This is a genomic window from Oceaniglobus indicus (assembly GCF_002751875.1).
Taxonomy (GTDB): Bacteria; Pseudomonadota; Alphaproteobacteria; order Rhodobacterales; family Rhodobacteraceae; genus Oceaniglobus; species Oceaniglobus indicus.
The window spans coordinates 235392-250974 of the sequence record NZ_NMZM01000006.1 but is presented as its reverse complement, the minus strand read 5'-3'; the positions used below and the strand labels follow the sequence as shown (position 1 = coordinate 250974).

Annotated in this window: 12 protein-coding genes; 7 read left to right on the top strand and 5 right to left on the bottom strand. The window is 64.4% G+C overall.

Annotated features, from left to right (window positions below; translation table 11 throughout):
* From CFP68_RS11750 to pstA, 5 genes are all read left to right on the top strand, one after another.
* Positions 1-151, top strand: a 151-nt coding sequence (locus CFP68_RS11750; protein ID WP_145953436.1) for a transposase, incomplete at its 5' end; no start/stop codon positions are given.
* A gap of 765 nt (positions 152-916) precedes the next feature.
* Positions 917-1762 (top strand): hypothetical protein, encoded by an 846-nt coding sequence (locus CFP68_RS11745; RefSeq protein ID WP_099827104.1) that lies wholly within the window; start codon positions 917-919, stop codon positions 1760-1762.
* Between the two features lie 717 nt (positions 1763-2479).
* Entirely contained in the window at positions 2480-3565 is a 1086-nt protein-coding gene (locus CFP68_RS11740; protein WP_338152813.1) for a substrate-binding domain-containing protein, read from the top strand.
* 69 nt (positions 3566-3634) lie between these two features.
* Complete coding sequence (pstC, locus tag CFP68_RS11735) at positions 3635-5011, top strand: phosphate ABC transporter permease subunit PstC (protein WP_099827103.1); 1377 nt, start codon at positions 3635-3637, stop codon at positions 5009-5011.
* 11 nt (positions 5012-5022) lie between these two features.
* Entirely contained in the window at positions 5023-6315 is a 1293-nt protein-coding gene (gene pstA, locus CFP68_RS11730) for a phosphate ABC transporter permease PstA (RefSeq protein ID WP_099827102.1), read from the top strand.
* 236 nt (positions 6316-6551) lie between these two features.
* On the opposite strand, the gene CFP68_RS11725 is transcribed toward pstA, so the two are convergent.
* The 4 genes from CFP68_RS11725 to CFP68_RS11710 form a co-directional block, all read right to left on the bottom strand.
* A complete protein-coding gene (locus CFP68_RS11725) occupies positions 6552-7991 on the bottom strand; it encodes a Y4yA family PLP-dependent enzyme (protein WP_099827101.1) in 1440 nt (479 codons plus the stop codon).
* Positions 7988-9538 carry an FAD/NAD(P)-binding protein gene (locus CFP68_RS11720; RefSeq protein WP_099827100.1) on the bottom strand — a complete coding sequence of 517 codons (1551 nt, stop codon included), beginning with the start codon at positions 9536-9538 and terminating at the stop codon, positions 7988-7990. Before CFP68_RS11720 ends, CFP68_RS11725 begins: the two co-directional genes overlap by 4 nt.
* Positions 9539-9543: 5 nt before the next feature.
* Positions 9544-10581, bottom strand: coding sequence for a 2,3-diaminopropionate biosynthesis protein SbnA (gene sbnA, locus CFP68_RS11715; protein ID WP_099827099.1), 1038 nt, complete (start codon positions 10579-10581; stop codon positions 9544-9546).
* 184 nt (positions 10582-10765) lie between these two features.
* Positions 10766-11614, bottom strand: coding sequence for a glycosyltransferase family 2 protein (locus CFP68_RS11710; RefSeq protein WP_099827098.1), 849 nt, complete (start codon positions 11612-11614; stop codon positions 10766-10768).
* Between the two features lie 142 nt (positions 11615-11756).
* Between CFP68_RS11710 and CFP68_RS11705 the strand changes: the two genes are divergently transcribed.
* Together CFP68_RS11705 and CFP68_RS11700 are read left to right on the top strand one after the other, a co-directional pair.
* A complete protein-coding gene (locus tag CFP68_RS11705; protein WP_099827097.1) occupies positions 11757-12803 on the top strand; it encodes a glycosyltransferase family 4 protein in 1047 nt (348 codons plus the stop codon).
* Positions 12804-12931: 128 nt separating this feature from the next.
* A complete protein-coding gene (locus tag CFP68_RS11700) occupies positions 12932-13738 on the top strand; it encodes a glycosyltransferase family protein (RefSeq protein ID WP_099827096.1) in 807 nt (268 codons plus the stop codon).
* A gap of 433 nt (positions 13739-14171) precedes the next feature.
* Here the strand turns inward: CFP68_RS11700 and CFP68_RS11695 are convergent, their stop codons facing one another.
* Positions 14172-15551 (bottom strand): glycosyltransferase family 4 protein, encoded by a 1380-nt coding sequence (locus CFP68_RS11695; protein WP_099827095.1) that lies wholly within the window; start codon positions 15549-15551, stop codon positions 14172-14174.
* Between the last annotated feature and the right edge of the window lie 32 nt (positions 15552-15583).

The following is a 15583-nucleotide window of genomic DNA, read 5'->3' as shown; positions in this document are numbered from 1 at the left end:
TGACAAGCGTCGGTACAAACGCCGCAACCGGATCGAGATCATGTTCGGCAGATTGAAGGACTGGCGACGGGTGGCAACCCGATACGACCGCTGTCCGAAGGTCTTTCTGTCGACCATCGCTCTCGCAGCACTTGTCATCTGTTGGCTATGAGTCCTGACCCTAGCAGGGGAGCGCCTTCGACCACTCGGCCACGTCTCCACTGACGCGTATAGCCAAGCAAACATGGAGTTTACAAGGCGAAACTGTCCTTTCCATCGAATATCTTTTCCCCTGCGCAAATCCCGCAAATGGCGCCGAACGGCACAGAGTAGCACTGGGTTTGGGCAAGATTCGGGCAATTTCCCAACAGCGAGAGCGTCCCCGAAGCGCGGGTAGAGCCGGGCGCAACGCTGACGTCATGGTCCGCCAGTCGCTGAAAGCGGTATTTTTCTCGTACGCGCAGAGGTGGTTCTGAAAATCTGAACAGCCGGGATAAGTGGATTTTCTGCGCAACAGCGGCATGTTGTTGCGCGCGAGCAAAGCACCGTGGCAAACCGTGACAGCTGCACAACGGCGCAGCAGCTTTCGGGTGGACGGGGAAGGCGGTGACACCCGGCGCAAGGTCGTGAATGTGACTGCAGGCGAGCATGCACCGGGCCTAGACATGGTTGCGGCGGTGCAGGCCAACGTGAAGGTCAGCGAGAAGGCATGCGCAACCTGTGCGGCGACCAGTGAAATCTGGCGACGTATGAAACCTGTCAAAGCGGCTCAACGCAGGCTCTTGAAGTCGGCAGACGGGTGGATTGCGACACCTCGCCGCAAGCGTCTTAGATGTGCGCGTAGAGTTTTGTGTACATTGGTATCGATTTTGCCTCATTGTTTACGCATTTCACATTCAATCATTGGTTGTAGTGTTTTATATGTGAGGAGCCTGAGATGGCCAGACGGTACGAAAAAACCACGGCTGTACTGGAGCACGCCGGGGATATCGCTCTGAACCTTTCGGAGTTTGCGAAGCCTCTGATCGAAGCGCTTGAGGCAAGGGGCAATTCCTTTGACGTCGTCGGCATGGCCCACGACCATGAGCTTCAGTTCATCAGCGCGGCACTGATAATCACGGTAACCTGCCATCCGGACCGGCCGTCGCAGATCGAGATCAATGGTGAAACACCCATCGGGGCAGCGCAATCGACAGGAATAAAGCCGTCGAAGCTGCGCTTCTCGGCGGTGACGGGCGTGGTGCTCCGGGTTCTGGAAACGATGACGGCACAGCAGGTTACCTGGACGCACAAGGGTCGCACCTATGTCGTGTCTCCGGACGATCGCACGATTGTGCATGAGCGGCCCGTCCGCAAAGCGCTGCACCCGCCGGTGAATGCCGCAATGTCCCCAAGCGCGTACCAGATGTCGCCTGAGGCGATGCCGGTCGAGGATATTGGCGATGCGCGGTATTTCGAGGAGAAACGCCAGCAGTTGCGTGCGCTTATCGATGCCGAAGGTGGGGCCGGCGCCGCCAGACTTTCAAAAAAGCGCAGCACGCTGGAAACAATCACGCTTTACGCGATCAATACAACGGTCATGGTGCTGAGCCTGCCGATCGGCGCCGGTCTGATGACCTACAATCTGCTGCGCGGCGGCAGTATTGCAGGAACTTCCCGTATACTGGCGCTGACCGGAACGGCGGCGGGACTGACCACCCTGACAGCCACGCAAGGCATGGCGGAAAACAGCGAGTTCGTCGCGCTGTTGCCATTTGCCCTGAAGCTCGGCTACCTGTTCTGACAGATCGCAGTCTTCTTGCGTATATGGTCTGGAGCGTTGCCGGTGCAGGCAAGCGCCCCGAACGAAGATTGCCGATGTTGTGCGCCTGGCGACCCGTTGGCAGGGTTGCGACTGGCGCAAGCTGACGTTTTCCGAGGTCTCTTGTGACGGCGACGCGGGCGCGGCCGGCAAGGCAGCCCGAAGCGGCGCCGCGTCGCGACCAGATCCTGCAGTGCCGAGACGGTGATCAATTGAGCCGGCTCATGCGCGCCTGGAATGCGTCTTGCGGCGTGATCCGTCGGCGGGCATCGGCGTGCCGGTGAAAGACGGGCAGGGCATGACTGTGCAGGACGCTCCAGACGCTTCGACCCCAGGCTCACGCTCGGCCGGGTTCACGAGCGTCACAGTTTCAATAGGCGCAATCCCGGCGCCGACATGACGGTATGACACCTCGATCAGGGTCGCGCACCGAGACGAGCACATTCTTGCATCCGATGTCGGGGTCGTTCACGGCACTTCAACCTGACGTTCTGATTTTCATCAGAGCGGTCGCGGGCGGCGCAAACCCGCGGAAACACATTCATATCGCGTTTGGGGTCAGCAGATCCTGCCGATCCCTGCGATGGCGGAAGTCCCGGGAAAACAGCAGATGCGTTGCGCGGTCGGTGCAAGTGATTTGTCATGAAACCGTAACAGAACTCTTACACCAGCATCACACAACCCGGGTAGCCAACCGCCATGGTCGTGCGAGCGACCGATGCAAACCTGGGAGCCATCATGCCTTACCCGAAACTGACCGCGTCTGTCTTTGCGGTTGCCGCTATTTCGACAACTGCCGCTTTCGCGCAAAGCCGCGATGCAATCCGGATTGTCGGTTCTTCGACCGTGTTTCCTTACACGCAAGCGGTCGCCGAGCAGTTCGTCAACAACACCGGCGCCCCGTCGCCTGTCGTGGAATCCACCGGCACCGGCGGTGGCATGCAGATCTTCTGCGGTGGCATCGGCGAATCGCATGCCGACGTCACCGGTGCTTCACGCGCCATGAAAGCCTCCGAGTTCGAACTGTGCCAGAAGAACGGAGTCACCGACATCACCGAGGCGCTGATCGGGTTCGATGGCCTGTCGCTCGCGATCTCGCGCAAGAACGATTTCGGCTGGAATCTGACACTCGGTGAAGTTTACCTCGCCCTCGGTGCCCAGGTTCCGGTCAACGGCGAATGGGTCGACAACCCCTATACGAAATGGTCGGACATCAACCCTGGCCTGCCCGAAACCGAGATCCTGGCCTATGGCCCGCCGCCCACATCCGGCACCCGCGACGCCTTTGTCGAGTTGGCGATGCACGCGGGCTGCGAAGAGCTGGACTATGTTGCCACTGGCGGCTTTGACGGCGATTGGGTGGAAGAGAACTGTTCGCGTATGCGCACCGACGGCCCCTTTGTCGAGGCGGGCGAGAATGACAACCTGATCGTCCAACGCATCGAGGCCGACCCGAACGCCATGGGGATCTTCGGCTATTCCTTCCTCTACGAGAACATGGACAAGCTGAAGGGCGTGCAGATCAAAGGCGTCGAACCGTCGATCGACACCATCGCCGACAAATCCTATCCGGTGTCGCGCCCGCTCTATTTCTACATCAAGAACGCGCATCGCGGCGTGATCCCCAACCTTGATGCCTTCATCGAGGAATACATGTCCGACGACGCGCTGGCCTCTGGTGGCTACCTGTCCGAGCGGGGCCTTGTGCCGCTGGCCGAGGACCGGATGCAGACCTTGCAGGACAACGTTCTGAACGGCCAGTCGATGGAAGGCCCGGCAGGCTGAACGCCTGTCCGATCCCGCCCGGGCCGGCGCTGTCGGGCCCGGGCATTCCAACATGAACGGGTGTCTCCGATGACGACCTTGGCCTTTGCCATACTTCTTCTTGCCAGCCTTGCGGCCTACGTCCTCAACCGGCGCGCTGCGACCGGCATCCGCGAAGGCGGCGCACGGCTGCATTCGGTGTCGAAGTATCACGGTCTTTTTGCGCTGCTGCTGATTCTGGTGCCCGTTCTGGTCATGATTCTGGTCTGGTTGGTGGTGCAAGGGCCCATCATCAACGCCGTGGTGATGGGTGCGCTGCCCGACGGCACACTGATCGGGCTGGATACGGGTCCGATCGATCTTATCCTGGCCGAGATCCGGTCCATCGCCGGGGGCCGCATCTTCGGCGAGCCCGAGCCGTGGAAACTGGCGGCTGCCGAGCGGCTGACCGACCTGCGCCAGCGGGCCGCGCTTGGGCTTGTCGTCGTGACCGCGCTTCTTTGCCTCGTCATCATGGTCCTTGCCCGCAAGAAGGTGTCCGCCGGGTTCCGCGCGCGCCAAGGGGTCGAGCGGATCATCTCGGGCCTGATGATCTTCTGCTCGGTCGTCGCCATCTTGACCACCGTCGGGATCGTCGCATCGCTGGCCTTCGAGACCTACAAGTTCCTGCGGCTGGTGCCGCTGACCGAGTTCCTTTTTGGCCGCAACTGGGAGCCTCAGATCCCGATCCGCGCCGACCAGATCGCTGCCGCCGGTGCCTTTGGCTGGATCCCGGTGATCGTCGGCACGATCGTCATCACCATTGTCGCCATCGTCATTGCCGTGCCGATCGGTCTGCTGTCAGCCATCTACCTTTTCGAATTCGCGCCCCGGCGCATCCGCGCGGTGGCCAAGCCCCTGCTGGAGATCCTCGCCGGGGTGCCGACGGTCGTCTACGGCTTTTTCGCCGTCCTTGTCGTGGCCCCCGCGATCCGCAGCTTCGGCGCGTCACTGGGCATTCCCGTCGCGCCCAATACCGCACTGGCGGCGGGCGGGGTGATGGGCATCATGCTGGTGCCGTTCATCTCGTCCTTCGCCGATGACGCGCTGTCGGCGGTGCCTCAGGCAATGCGCGACGGCGCGCTGGCCCTCGGCGCCACACGCGCCGAGACGGTCTTGGAGGTTCTCGTTCCCGCAGCGATCCCCGGTATCGTGGGCGGTGTCCTTCTCGCCGTCAGCCGCGCCATCGGCGAGACGATGATCGTCGTGATGGCGGCCGGGCTGATGGCCAACCTCACGCTGAACCCGCTGGAGAGTGTCACCACCGTCACCGTGCAGATCGTCACGCTGCTGATCGGGGATACCTCGTTCGACAACCCCAAGACGCTGGCCGCATTCGCCTTGGGGATGATGCTGTTCCTCGTCACTCTTGTGATAAATGTCTTCGCGCTCGGCATCGTCCGGAAATACCGCGAAGCCTATGATTGAGGCCTGATGTCATGACCGATATTCCCTCTGGCGCCGTGGCGCGACCGGCGATGGACAAGGTGCGCGCCAGCCTTTCGCGGCGGCATCGCAGGCAGTTCATCCTGCAAGCCTTGGGCGTCACTGCGATCAGCCTTGCCTTCCTGATGCTGTTCATCCTGCTCGCCTCGCTGATCTCGAGCGGCCACAAGGCATTCACCCAGACCGAGATCACGCTTCAGGTGTTCATCGACCCCGGGGAGATCCGTTCCGAGCGCCTGCCGCGCGGCGATTTCGACGATGTGCTTGCGGCGGCCCTGGTGGCACATCTGCCATCGGTTGACCCGAATGATCGCGCTGCGATGCGCGTGGTGGGCGGTATCCTGTCCAACGGTGCCCAGTTTCAGCTGCGTGACCGCGTGGTGGCGGATCCGTCGCTGATCGGACAGACCATTGCCCTGCGCGTGCCTGTGTCGGACCCCTACGACCAGCTTCACAAAAACCTTCTGGACCGCACGACCCCTGAGAGCCAGCGCCGTCTCGATGACACGCAGATTGCCTTTTTCGATCGTCTGAACGGGATTGGTGCGATCAGCACCAGCGTCAATACCGGCCTTCTGACGAACGCCGACAGCCGCTTTCCCGAGTTGGCCGGCCTCAAAGGCGCGATCGTGGGCTCTTTCTGGGCGCTGCTGACCTGCTTTCTGATCTCGTTCCCGCTGGGCATCGGCGCGGCCATCTACCTCGAGGAGTTCGCGCCCAGGACCAAGCTGAGCGATGTCATCGAGGTCAATATCAACAATCTGGCTGCCGTGCCCTCGGTCGTCTTCGGCCTTCTGGCGCTGGCGGTCTTCATCGGCTGGTTCGGCATGCCGCGCTCGGCACCGCTTGTCGGCGGTATGACACTGGCCCTGATGACGATGCCGACCATCATCATTGCGACGCGTGCCGCGCTCAAGGCCGTGCCGCCTTCGATCCGTGAGGCCGCGTTGGGTGTGGGCGCGTCGAAACAACAGGTGGTTTTTGGCCATGTCGTGCCCCTGGCGATGCCCGGCATCCTCACAGGCACCATCATTGGCCTGGCGCAGGCCTTGGGCGAAACCGCGCCGCTCCTGCTGATCGGTATGAACGCCTTCATCACCTCGGCGCCCCCGACGCCGTTTGACAGCGCAACCGCCCTGCCGACACAGATCTTCATCTGGGCCGACAGCCCCGAGCGCGGCTTCGTCAGTCGGACATCTGCCGCAATCCTTGTGCTTTTGTCCTTTCTCATCCTGATGAACGCCATCGCGATCTACCTGCGCAGCAAGTTTGAACGCAAATGGTGAGTAACCCGAAAAGAGAGGTCTTGGACGACGTTAACGGCATCAGCCGTGATGATGGCACCATCCCCCCCAAACCAGCGCGCGCAGGCCCCTTGGGGTTATACCCGCCCGATCACAGTTCGTGGAACGTGGCCTTGCGTAGGCTGTGCTAGTGGCAAACCGCGGTCGTGGCCGGCCACTGTTCCTTGATCATCCCGATCATCTGCGCCTTGGTGCAGACCCTATATTACGCCGGGGAATTACGTCGGATCATCTATCGGGTCGGGTTCGGCGGGGGCCGTCGGATCTGACTGCACAAAGACGTTTCGCGCCAGCGGGAACTGGTGCGACCGGCTTTCCAGAAAATGCATGAGGTAGCCGGCGGTGTTGGGGAAGACCATCAGATCGCCCGGCCGAACACCTTGCGGAAACACCATTTTCCGACGGGTCAGCCATTCGCTTTCGGTGCAGTAGGTTCCGGCAAGGTATCCTTCGGTCGCGGGGCCGCGTGGCGCTGGACCCGGCACCATCAGCGGGTCGAGTGCAAATTCGGCAAAGCCGGAACGCGATTGCGTGCGGTTCATCTGCACGCCGATGACGGATGTGCCATGGCTGTCCTGCTTGACGAAAGCCGTGCGCGCGACCGTGATGCCGCAGCCGTCCAGCAGGGATCGCCCCGGCTCGCACCGCAGTGCGATCTTCGCATCGCGCAGGTGCCTGGCAATCGAGCGTTCCCCGCTGGAGGCGTTCAGGATCTTTCGCAACCAGTCCTCCTGAACCAGCGTTTGTGCGACCGGATAACTGTCGACCGAACCGCTCACGCCATCCGGGCCGGGCGCGCGCCCCAACCCGTCGTTGTGCTGCGTGATGGGGGCGCGCGCACCGGTCAGCGCGCGGTCGAGTTCGGACAGCCAGACCGGCCATTGGTCCGTGTCGGCCAGATAGTTCATCGGGATGCCGCCCCCGATATCGAGGAAAAAATCGTGCTGGTCGTCGGGACGTATGTCCCTGATCAGCGGCAAGGCCTGGGAAATCGCCGCGATACGGTCTTCGGCGCTATAGCCGTTGAGGTGAAAATGCAGCCCCTGCAACGTCATAACGGATGAATCGGCCAATTGCGCCGCGATGGCCGGGATGTCGCGCAAGGCAAACCCGAACCTTGAATAGAGCGTCACGCCATCGCGCACGAACCCGTTCAAACGCAGGCCCACGGGCACGGGCCGTGCAGCCTCTTGCGCCACGTCTTGCAGCAAATCAAGCTCGTCGAAGTTGTCGAGGATGACCGTGACGCCGTTTGCGGCGCAAAGCGACATCAGCGCCCGGTCCTTGACCGCTGCGGTGCAGACGATCCTGTGTCCCGCAACACCCCGCGCGAGGGACTGCGCCACTTCGGCGTAACTGGCGGTGTCGATGCCGATTCCCATGTCCCGCGCCGCGTCTACGTAGGTCAGGCATTTGTTCGCCTTGCGCGCGAACAACGGCAGGAACGGCAGGTCGAAATCCGCAACGCATTCGATCAGATTGGTGATGTTGCACCGGAACGGCCCGGCGGACTGGATGTTCAGCGGTGCGCCGTGGGTGTCGAGCATGTCCTGCAACGTCGGCGGGTCGCGCAACAGTGCGACCATCCAGTGTTCCAGCCTCGGTCGCAGCGGGACGATCCCGTGGCAGTGGTCGAAGATGTCGGGTAACGTGTTCATGCGCTATGCTCCAGAATCCCTCGCGAAGGTGTCGTGCGCACCACGCGGCTGGCCCAGCGCTCTGGCAGTTGGTGCAATGTCCGCGACAGCGTATCGTTGCCCAGCACGCAGCCTTCGGTCGGGCGACCGATGACCGAGAGGCCCGGCACCGCCGCACCGCCCACCAGAACCTGCGCGCGGTCGTTCACGGTCACACCGCCCAACGCACCGATGGCCAGATATCCGTCACGCAGCAGACCTGACAGCGGCGGCGCCAGGGCGGCGCCTCCGGCAGGCGGGATGGTGGTGTTCAACATGACATCGGCGGCAGGGTCGTTCGTCAGATGGTCGAACGAGACCAGCCCGGCCTGTTCCAAACAGATCAGCTTGCCCACGTTCTGGGCGGGCGGTCCGAACGCCAGACGCTCCATCTCGGTGGCGACCAGCCGAAATCGGGCGGCATCCGGGGCGGACAGATCGCGGTGGCTGATCCAGCGGACCAGACGGGGATAACAGCGCCGCCAAGACTCGGCCAGGGCCCAGCCGATATCGGGCGGCGCTGCCCCGGTTGCGATGGCGTGGCCCGTGCGCAAATCGCGGCGGGTGCGGTCGGCGTCAAACCTGGTGGACTGCCGATCGGCAAAGAACGCCGCCGCCGTTCCCGGCGTCTGGTCGAGCGTCGCGTCGGCAATGCGCAGGATTTCCGGCCAGATGTCGTGGTGGAAATCAGCCTCGGGCCTCGTGGCCAGGACTGCGTCGAACGCGGCCAGGTTTGCGCGCCAGAAGGTGCTGCCTTGGGGTGCGGCGAAGCGGTCCGCCTCTACCTTGGCGCGCATCGGGCGGCCCGTCCGGCTGAACGGCAGGATCGCGCGCGGTTCGTTGCCGGACGGCCGATAGAGATAACGCCCGTCGCAGATGGTGAAAACGCCGCCGCGCCCTTCGGTCAGGGCCAGCATCGCATCAAGGAACGTCAGCGCAAATCCTTTGCACGCGACACAAGCGCCCGGCGGAACGGCGTCCATTGTCAGTGCGCGATCGACGGGGAACGGTGACGGAATCATCCCGCGTTCGCCCGCTTGCCGCGCGCGGGTCCAGTCCTGATGGCCGGTGGTCACCAGCACCTCGTCGAAGGCCGGAACGTCGGTCGCGACCCGCCATCCTTGTTTTACCCGACACAGGGTTTCGACGCGGCGGTTGTGAACCTTGAGACCGACATTTGGCGGCGCGTTTGCCGCGCATCTTTCAAAGCACCACTCCAGGTAGCGCCCGACCGTGGCGCGCGGGACATAGGCGTTCGCGGCCACCGGTCCGCCATGGGTGCGCGTCCAGGAAATCAGGTCGGGCCCGCGTCCATCGGTACAAGCGTCTATCATCCTGGCGGGAAAGTTCATCAGCAGGACCTCGGGCTGATCCGGGTCATAGATCGGTCCCGCCCCCGGATGCGCCGAAGGCTCGAAGATATGGACCTCCAGACCGTGGTTGGGGGTGGCGCGCGCCGCTTCGCACAGCGCGTCCAAGGCATAGAACCCCTTGGGGCCACAGCCGACAATGGCGATCCTGCTGCACATCGTGGTCACGCCGAAGGCATCAACCCGGCCATGGCCAGAACGTCGGATTCGGACGCGCCCAATTCGCGCGCGACCCAGTCGCCATCGAATACGGTTCCAAGATACCGCGCGCCGGAATCGTGTATGATCGCCACCACGGTCTTGCCGCGCAGCCTGTCCTGCATGCCGCGGACCGCTTCCAGCACCCCGCCGCCCGAGCCGCCCACCAAGAAGCCTTCGCGCGCCACCGCGCGCCGGCACCCCGCCACGCACGCAAGGTCGGAGACCCGAATGACATCGTCAAAGCGCTGTCCGCGCGCCAGATCAGGCAGGCGTCCTGCGCCCATGCCCGAAATCTTGCGCGGCCCGGCGGTGCCGTCGAAAAGCGTGCTGCCCTCGGCGTCGACGGCGATGACCTTGGTCTTGCGACCATGCGCCCGCAGGTAGTCACGACAGCCCCGCGCGGTGCCGGTGCTGGAACAGGCGACGAACAGATAGTCGATATCACCGTGCAATGCCGTGTCGATCTCGGCAATCGTGCCGGTTTCATGGGACGCGGGGTTGTCGGTGTTGGCGTATTGGTTGGGCCAGAACCGATCGGGCGCGCCGTTCAGCAACTCCGCCACCCGTTCCAGCCGCGCGGCCAGGAAATCACCGTCAAGGGGCGTCTCGACCAGTTCGATCTGGCCACCGAGGGCGCGAATGATCGCGACGTTCTGGGCTTGGGCGTTGGGGTCGACCACGCAGATGAACCGCAGGCCGTGAACGGCGCAGGTCTGCGCCAGCCCGATCCCCATGTTGCCGGACGAGGATTCCACCACGGTGTCGCCTGATTTGAGGCGTCCATCGGCCAGCGCACGCTCGATCATGTGGCGGGCGGGCCGATCCTTGGCACTGCCGCCGGGGTTCATCGCCTCGACCTTGGCAAGCAGGTTCACCGCGGCTTCATCCAGATAGCCTTGCAACCGCACCAAAGGGGTCTGCCCGACCAGATCGAGCATATTGTCCGCGATGCGCGGCGCGGGATCGGCGCGGGAGAAATCCACGGATGTACGAACGTTCATGGCGGCAGGCCTTTCGGGGTGGAGCGGGGTTCGATGCGCGGGAATGTCCGCGCAGCAGTCTGCGTGCTAAACCGCAGGGGATTGCGAATGGTTCCGCCGGTTCCCGCCCGCAAGCGCGGAAAAGTCGGCGATGCGCAAGCCGGGCCAAACAGGCACACCGGTCCGCAATCTTCGCATGCCGGCCTCACGAGAACCGCACCGCACCGTCACAGCGCGCGGCGTCGGCCTCGGCGGATGTCGGCGGGCGCAGCACTTCGATGGCAAGGGATGTGCGCCGGATAAGGCCGAGGCCCTCGAATTGGTCCAGCCAGTATTCCATGCACCAGCACCCGTGGAGCCGGTGAAACAGGCGGGCATTGCGGATGATGTCGTCGAAATGCGCGATGGGCGGCTTTTGAACCCGGTGCCATTGGTGCACGGCGCGCGCGTCGGGCGTCCAGATCAATGCAACGTCGTGCTGCTCCATACGCCGGGCGAAATCCGTATCCTCACCGCCATAACCGATGAACCGCGTGTCGAACCCACCCAGCGTGCGGAATGTCGCGGCCGTCATCGCAAAGGACAGTGACCAGAACTCCAGCGGATCGGACAGGCGCGTCGACACCTGCGGAAAATCGCGCGCGGGGTGGCGGTGGCTCGCGCGCCAGAGCGCGGCGAAATCGGGCCTGCCGTGCGCGTCGTCCTGCCCAAGATAGCGCGTCTCGCCCATCAGGCACCGGTCCGTGCCCATGGCCCCGGCATAGGTCGCAACAAGTGTCGGGCCCGGGATACAGTCGGTGTCCAGAAAGATCAGGCCGTCGCCCTGGGCCGCCGTCGCGGCGGCGTTGCGTGCCGCGGCAAGGGGCAAACTGTCGCCCGGCACACGGACCTGGCGAATGGCAAAGGGCGCGCGCGGCAGATCTCGATAGGGCGCGGGCTGCATGTAAGCCAGGACCAGTTCATCGGGCAGATGATCCTGGGCGCACAACCCTTCGATGAGGCCGCAAAGATGGGCGTGACGCCCCCGGGCGATGGTGCAGACGCTGATGCTCACTTTTGCTGGTCATCCACTTTTCAGGCTCTGGTGTTCGAGATGTCGGACCTTGTTGCGAAGTCAAGCGTTGCCGCCATGCCGAACGCTGGCACCCCGACGCGCCGGGACATGCGCGGCGCAACGATTACGGAGAGCACCTGCAATGCCCGCTGAGGCCAGACCGTTGAAAATCGCGCAGGTTGCGCCGTTGATCTATCCGGTGCCACCGATCGATGCCGGCGGCACCGAACGGGTTGTCGCCGATCTGTGCGACGGGCTGTGCGCGGCGGGCCACGAGGTGACGCTGTTTGCCGCCGACGGGTCGGATACCCTGGCACGTCTGGTTCGCCAGGGGCCAGCCGTCGCCACGATCCCGGATGCGCCGCCGTCGATGCCCGGCGCGATGGAGGCGGCGATGCTGGCACAGGTCGCGGCGCATGCGGACGCGTTCGACATCATCCACTGCCATACCGAGTTCTTTCATGCGGCGGCGCTTGCGACCTGTCCGGACAAGGTGCTGATGTCGATCCACTGGCGTGCGGATCAGGCGGATCGCCAGCACTTCTTCGCGCGGTTTCCGCACATGCAGGTCGCCGCCATTTCTGCGGCGCAAGAGGCGGACGTGCCGGCGTCAAACCGTCTGGGGGTCGTGCACCACGGAATCGATGGGTTGGCGCAGGGGTCGGGACACGGCGGATACTGTGCCTTTCTGGGTCGGATGACCGATCAGAAACGCCCCGACCGCGCGATCAGGATTGCCCGCGCCGCCGGTATGCCGATCCGGCTGGCGGGGAATATCGATGTCGGCAACCCGACCTATTTCGAGCGCGAAGTGGCGTCGCGCCTCGGCCAGGACATCACCCACATCGGCCCGATCACCCAATCGCAAAAGCAGGGGTTCCTGGGCAATGCCTCGGTCTTCCTCTTTCCCATCGATTGGCCCGAACCCTTCGGCCTTGTGATGATCGAGGCGATGGCCTGCGGAACCCCCGTCGTCGCCTGGAACAATGGCAGCGTGGCCGAGATCGTCGAGGACGGGGTGACCGGCTATGTCGTCGAAACCGAGCGTGAGGCGGTGGACGCTGTCCGCCGCGCCGCGAAGCTGGACCGCGCCACGGTCAGGGCAGGGTTCGAGCGGCGCTTTACCCGCCACCGCATGATCCAAGGGTATCTGAAGATCTATCGCCGCATGAGCGAGGCCGTGCCATGATCTTCGACGCACGGCCGCAGGACGAGCGGGTTGCGACGCGGTGCTTTTGCTGCGGCGCCCGCCCGAGGGTGCAAGAAGATGTATGGACGCGCTGCACGTGGTGCGACATGCGGTGGCCGTCGCAAGGCATGGCACGCCATGACGACTGGACGGGCGAGTTGCACGCGGCACTGTGCGGCCGGCTGGCCCCCGCTGACGTCGCATGGCGTGCAACGAACCGGACCTGGCGCATTGCCGCAAGCAGCGTCCGGCTTTGGTGGCCCTTTCCTGCGGAGGACAGCGGGCAGGTCCAGACCGGCACGACGCCGCTGGCCTTTCAGGGGCTGTCCGGGTTCGCGCCAGTGCCCGTCAGCCTTGTCATCCTCTCGCCACCGGACGATCCGCGTCTGCACACGTCCGTGCGCCGTCACGCCCCGCTTTTTGGCGAAACCATCGTCGTGCTGGATGCTGCCTGCGTCACCCCGGTTGCCGGGGCCAGGGTCGCCGCCCGGCCGTTGGATGGTGATTTCGCCGCACAGCGTAATTTTGCAAACCGCGCGACGCGGGGCGACTGGATCCTTCATCTGGATACGGACGAGTCGATAGCGCCCGATATGGCCGCACTGCTGGGGCATCTGGCGGCGGCGGCCGATCATGCGGGTTTGCGCGCGGTCGGTTTTCCGCGCCGGAATATCGTGGATGGGCGGGTGTCGGATCTTTTTCCCGATGTTCAATACCGGTTGATCCGCCGGGATGTGAAGTTTCAGGGGCGGGTTCACGAACGCCCGCTGCCCTGCGCAGACGGCCAGGCCACCACGGTCGCGCAATTCGGGACGCTGGATCATCATTTGACGCGGGCGCGGATCGCCGAGCGGTCGCGCACTTACGACCGGATGGGCCAATCGGCCGAACGGCGCGGCGACGATGCCGCTCTGCTGCGCCCCTTTGCCGCCTGAGGTTGGCCGAAACGGGGAAGCAGTCATGCCACGTATAGCGATTGTCGGAAACGCCCCGTTGCGGATCGACCACACAACCAGAATCGATACCGCAGACAAGGTGGTGCGCTTCAACAACACGGCGGGCCTGAACGGGCCGGCGGGTCGCCGGACGGATCAGCTCTGGCTGGTGAACCGTGGCGGGCAAGCGGCTGAATGGCTGGCCGATCCGGCGTTCTGGAGACGCCCGATCTTCGCAACCCTCCGCGAGGTGGTTTTGCCGCTGCCGGCCGATGCCGGGGGGTCCGCGCAGACGTCAGGCGATCCGGGCGCGCGGGATCATTCGCGCGCGATCGGTCAAAGGCTGGCGGGGTTGGACATCGCGGTGCGGCAGATGCCGACCGATCTGGTCAGGCGCGCACGGCGTGTTCTCTGCGGCCTCGGCAGCCACCGCTCACTGGTTGCGCCCAGCACCGGCTTTCTGGCGATGCTCCATTTCGCCGACAGCGACATGTTGCTCGACCTCTACGGGTTCGGCTTTGATGGCTGGGACGGGCACGACTGGGCGCAGGAGCGTGCCTGGGCGCACGGCATGGTGCGCGCAGGGCGTGCCGTCCTGAACCCGCCTTGAGGACTGGCGCGTTTTGCCGCGCCGGAGCCGTTCGTAGAACGCCAGCGTCTCGCGCCCCAGCCGCGCCGTGGTCAGGGCCTGCACATGATCCCGACCTTGGCAGCCCAGCAACCGCGCGTGGTCCGGATCGTCCAGCAGGCGCGCGACCGCAGTGTGGATGGCCATGGGTTTGCAAGCCTCGCTGAGGATGCCGCAGCGGGCCTGGCTTACGAACGCGCGGGCCGATGGATCCTCGGCGCAGGCGATCAGCGGGCGGGCGAATGCGGCAGCTTCGCGATAGACCAGCCCATAGGATTCATAGCGCGATGGCGCCAGCACGATATCGGCGGCCGCGAACCGCGCGCGCAACGCGTCATCGGACAGCGAGACGACGGCATCAATGTGTTGCAGGATCTCGGTCGGCAAGGATTCGGCGCGGACAATCGCGGCGAGGTCGCCGCGCCCCAGCCCCACGATCGTCAGCCGCAAAGGGGCGCATCCCCGCCGCGCGCGATCGGCCTGGAGAAGGGCAAAACCGCCCAGACATTCGCGCAGCCCCTTGCGCCGCTCATCTCGGCCGACAAAGAGAAGGCGCACGGGTTCCTTCATATCCGCCGCGCCCGCCGCGCTGCCAGCGGTGAGGGTCGCGTCGTCGATGGCCAGATCGATCACCGCGTGCGGCTGCGCCGCTTCCAGCCTGTAAAGGCCCGCAATCAGATCGCGGTGCGATGCGGTGTTCGAGATTACACCATCCGCGCGGCGTGCCGTGCGCGCCTCGAGCCAATGAGCGACGGCAAGATCGGCGCGGTCGCGCAGGCTGGCCGTGGTGGTTTGGGCATCCATCGCCGGGGTGCTGCATCGGATGACCAGGGGAACCCCCCGCAGGCGTGCGAGCGCGGCGGGGGCGTACCAGTTGGTCGCCTCGATGACATCGACGGGATGCCGCTGGTGCAGGTGCTGCAAGGCCTTGGCATAAAAGTGCGGTGCGACCAGATGACCTGCGGCCATGCGTTTTCGCAGCGTGGCGGCGATGCCGTCTTTCGGCGGCGCGCACCCTCGTATCCCGATGTCGCCGATGGCATCGACCGCGCCGAATGGCAGCGCCCCGGACAGCAGCGTGACATCGCAACCGGACTCGTGCAGGCCCTTCGCGATAAGTCTGGCCGCCCGCGACAGGCCGGCGCCCGCCCGGGTGTGGGACCACGTCATCAACGCAACATGCATTCGCAATTTCCCCCGTTGCGCGAACCCGTCGC

What these genes read in the sequence shown, in the direction of transcription:
- CFP68_RS11745 (WP_099827104.1), top strand. Translation starts at nt 917, where the DNA reads ATGGCCAGACGGTACGAAAAAACCACGGCTGTACTGGAGCACGCCGGG.
- CFP68_RS11740 (WP_338152813.1), top strand. Translation starts at nt 2,480, where the DNA reads ATGGTCGTGCGAGCGACCGATGCAAACCTGGGAGCCATCATGCCTTAC.
- pstC (WP_099827103.1), top strand. Translation starts at nt 3,635, where the DNA reads ATGACGACCTTGGCCTTTGCCATACTTCTTCTTGCCAGCCTTGCGGCC.
- pstA (WP_099827102.1), top strand. Translation starts at nt 5,023, where the DNA reads ATGACCGATATTCCCTCTGGCGCCGTGGCGCGACCGGCGATGGACAAG.
- CFP68_RS11725 (WP_099827101.1), bottom strand. Translation starts at nt 7,991, where the DNA reads ATGAACACGTTACCCGACATCTTCGACCACTGCCACGGGATCGTCCCG.
- CFP68_RS11720 (WP_099827100.1), bottom strand. Translation starts at nt 9,538, where the DNA reads ATGTGCAGCAGGATCGCCATTGTCGGCTGTGGCCCCAAGGGGTTCTAT.
- sbnA (WP_099827099.1), bottom strand. Translation starts at nt 10,581, where the DNA reads ATGAACGTTCGTACATCCGTGGATTTCTCCCGCGCCGATCCCGCGCCG.
- CFP68_RS11705 (WP_099827097.1), top strand. Translation starts at nt 11,757, where the DNA reads ATGCCCGCTGAGGCCAGACCGTTGAAAATCGCGCAGGTTGCGCCGTTG.
- CFP68_RS11700 (WP_099827096.1), top strand. Translation starts at nt 12,932, where the DNA reads ATGGCACGCCATGACGACTGGACGGGCGAGTTGCACGCGGCACTGTGC.
- CFP68_RS11695 (WP_099827095.1), bottom strand. Translation starts at nt 15,551, where the DNA reads ATGCATGTTGCGTTGATGACGTGGTCCCACACCCGGGCGGGCGCCGGC.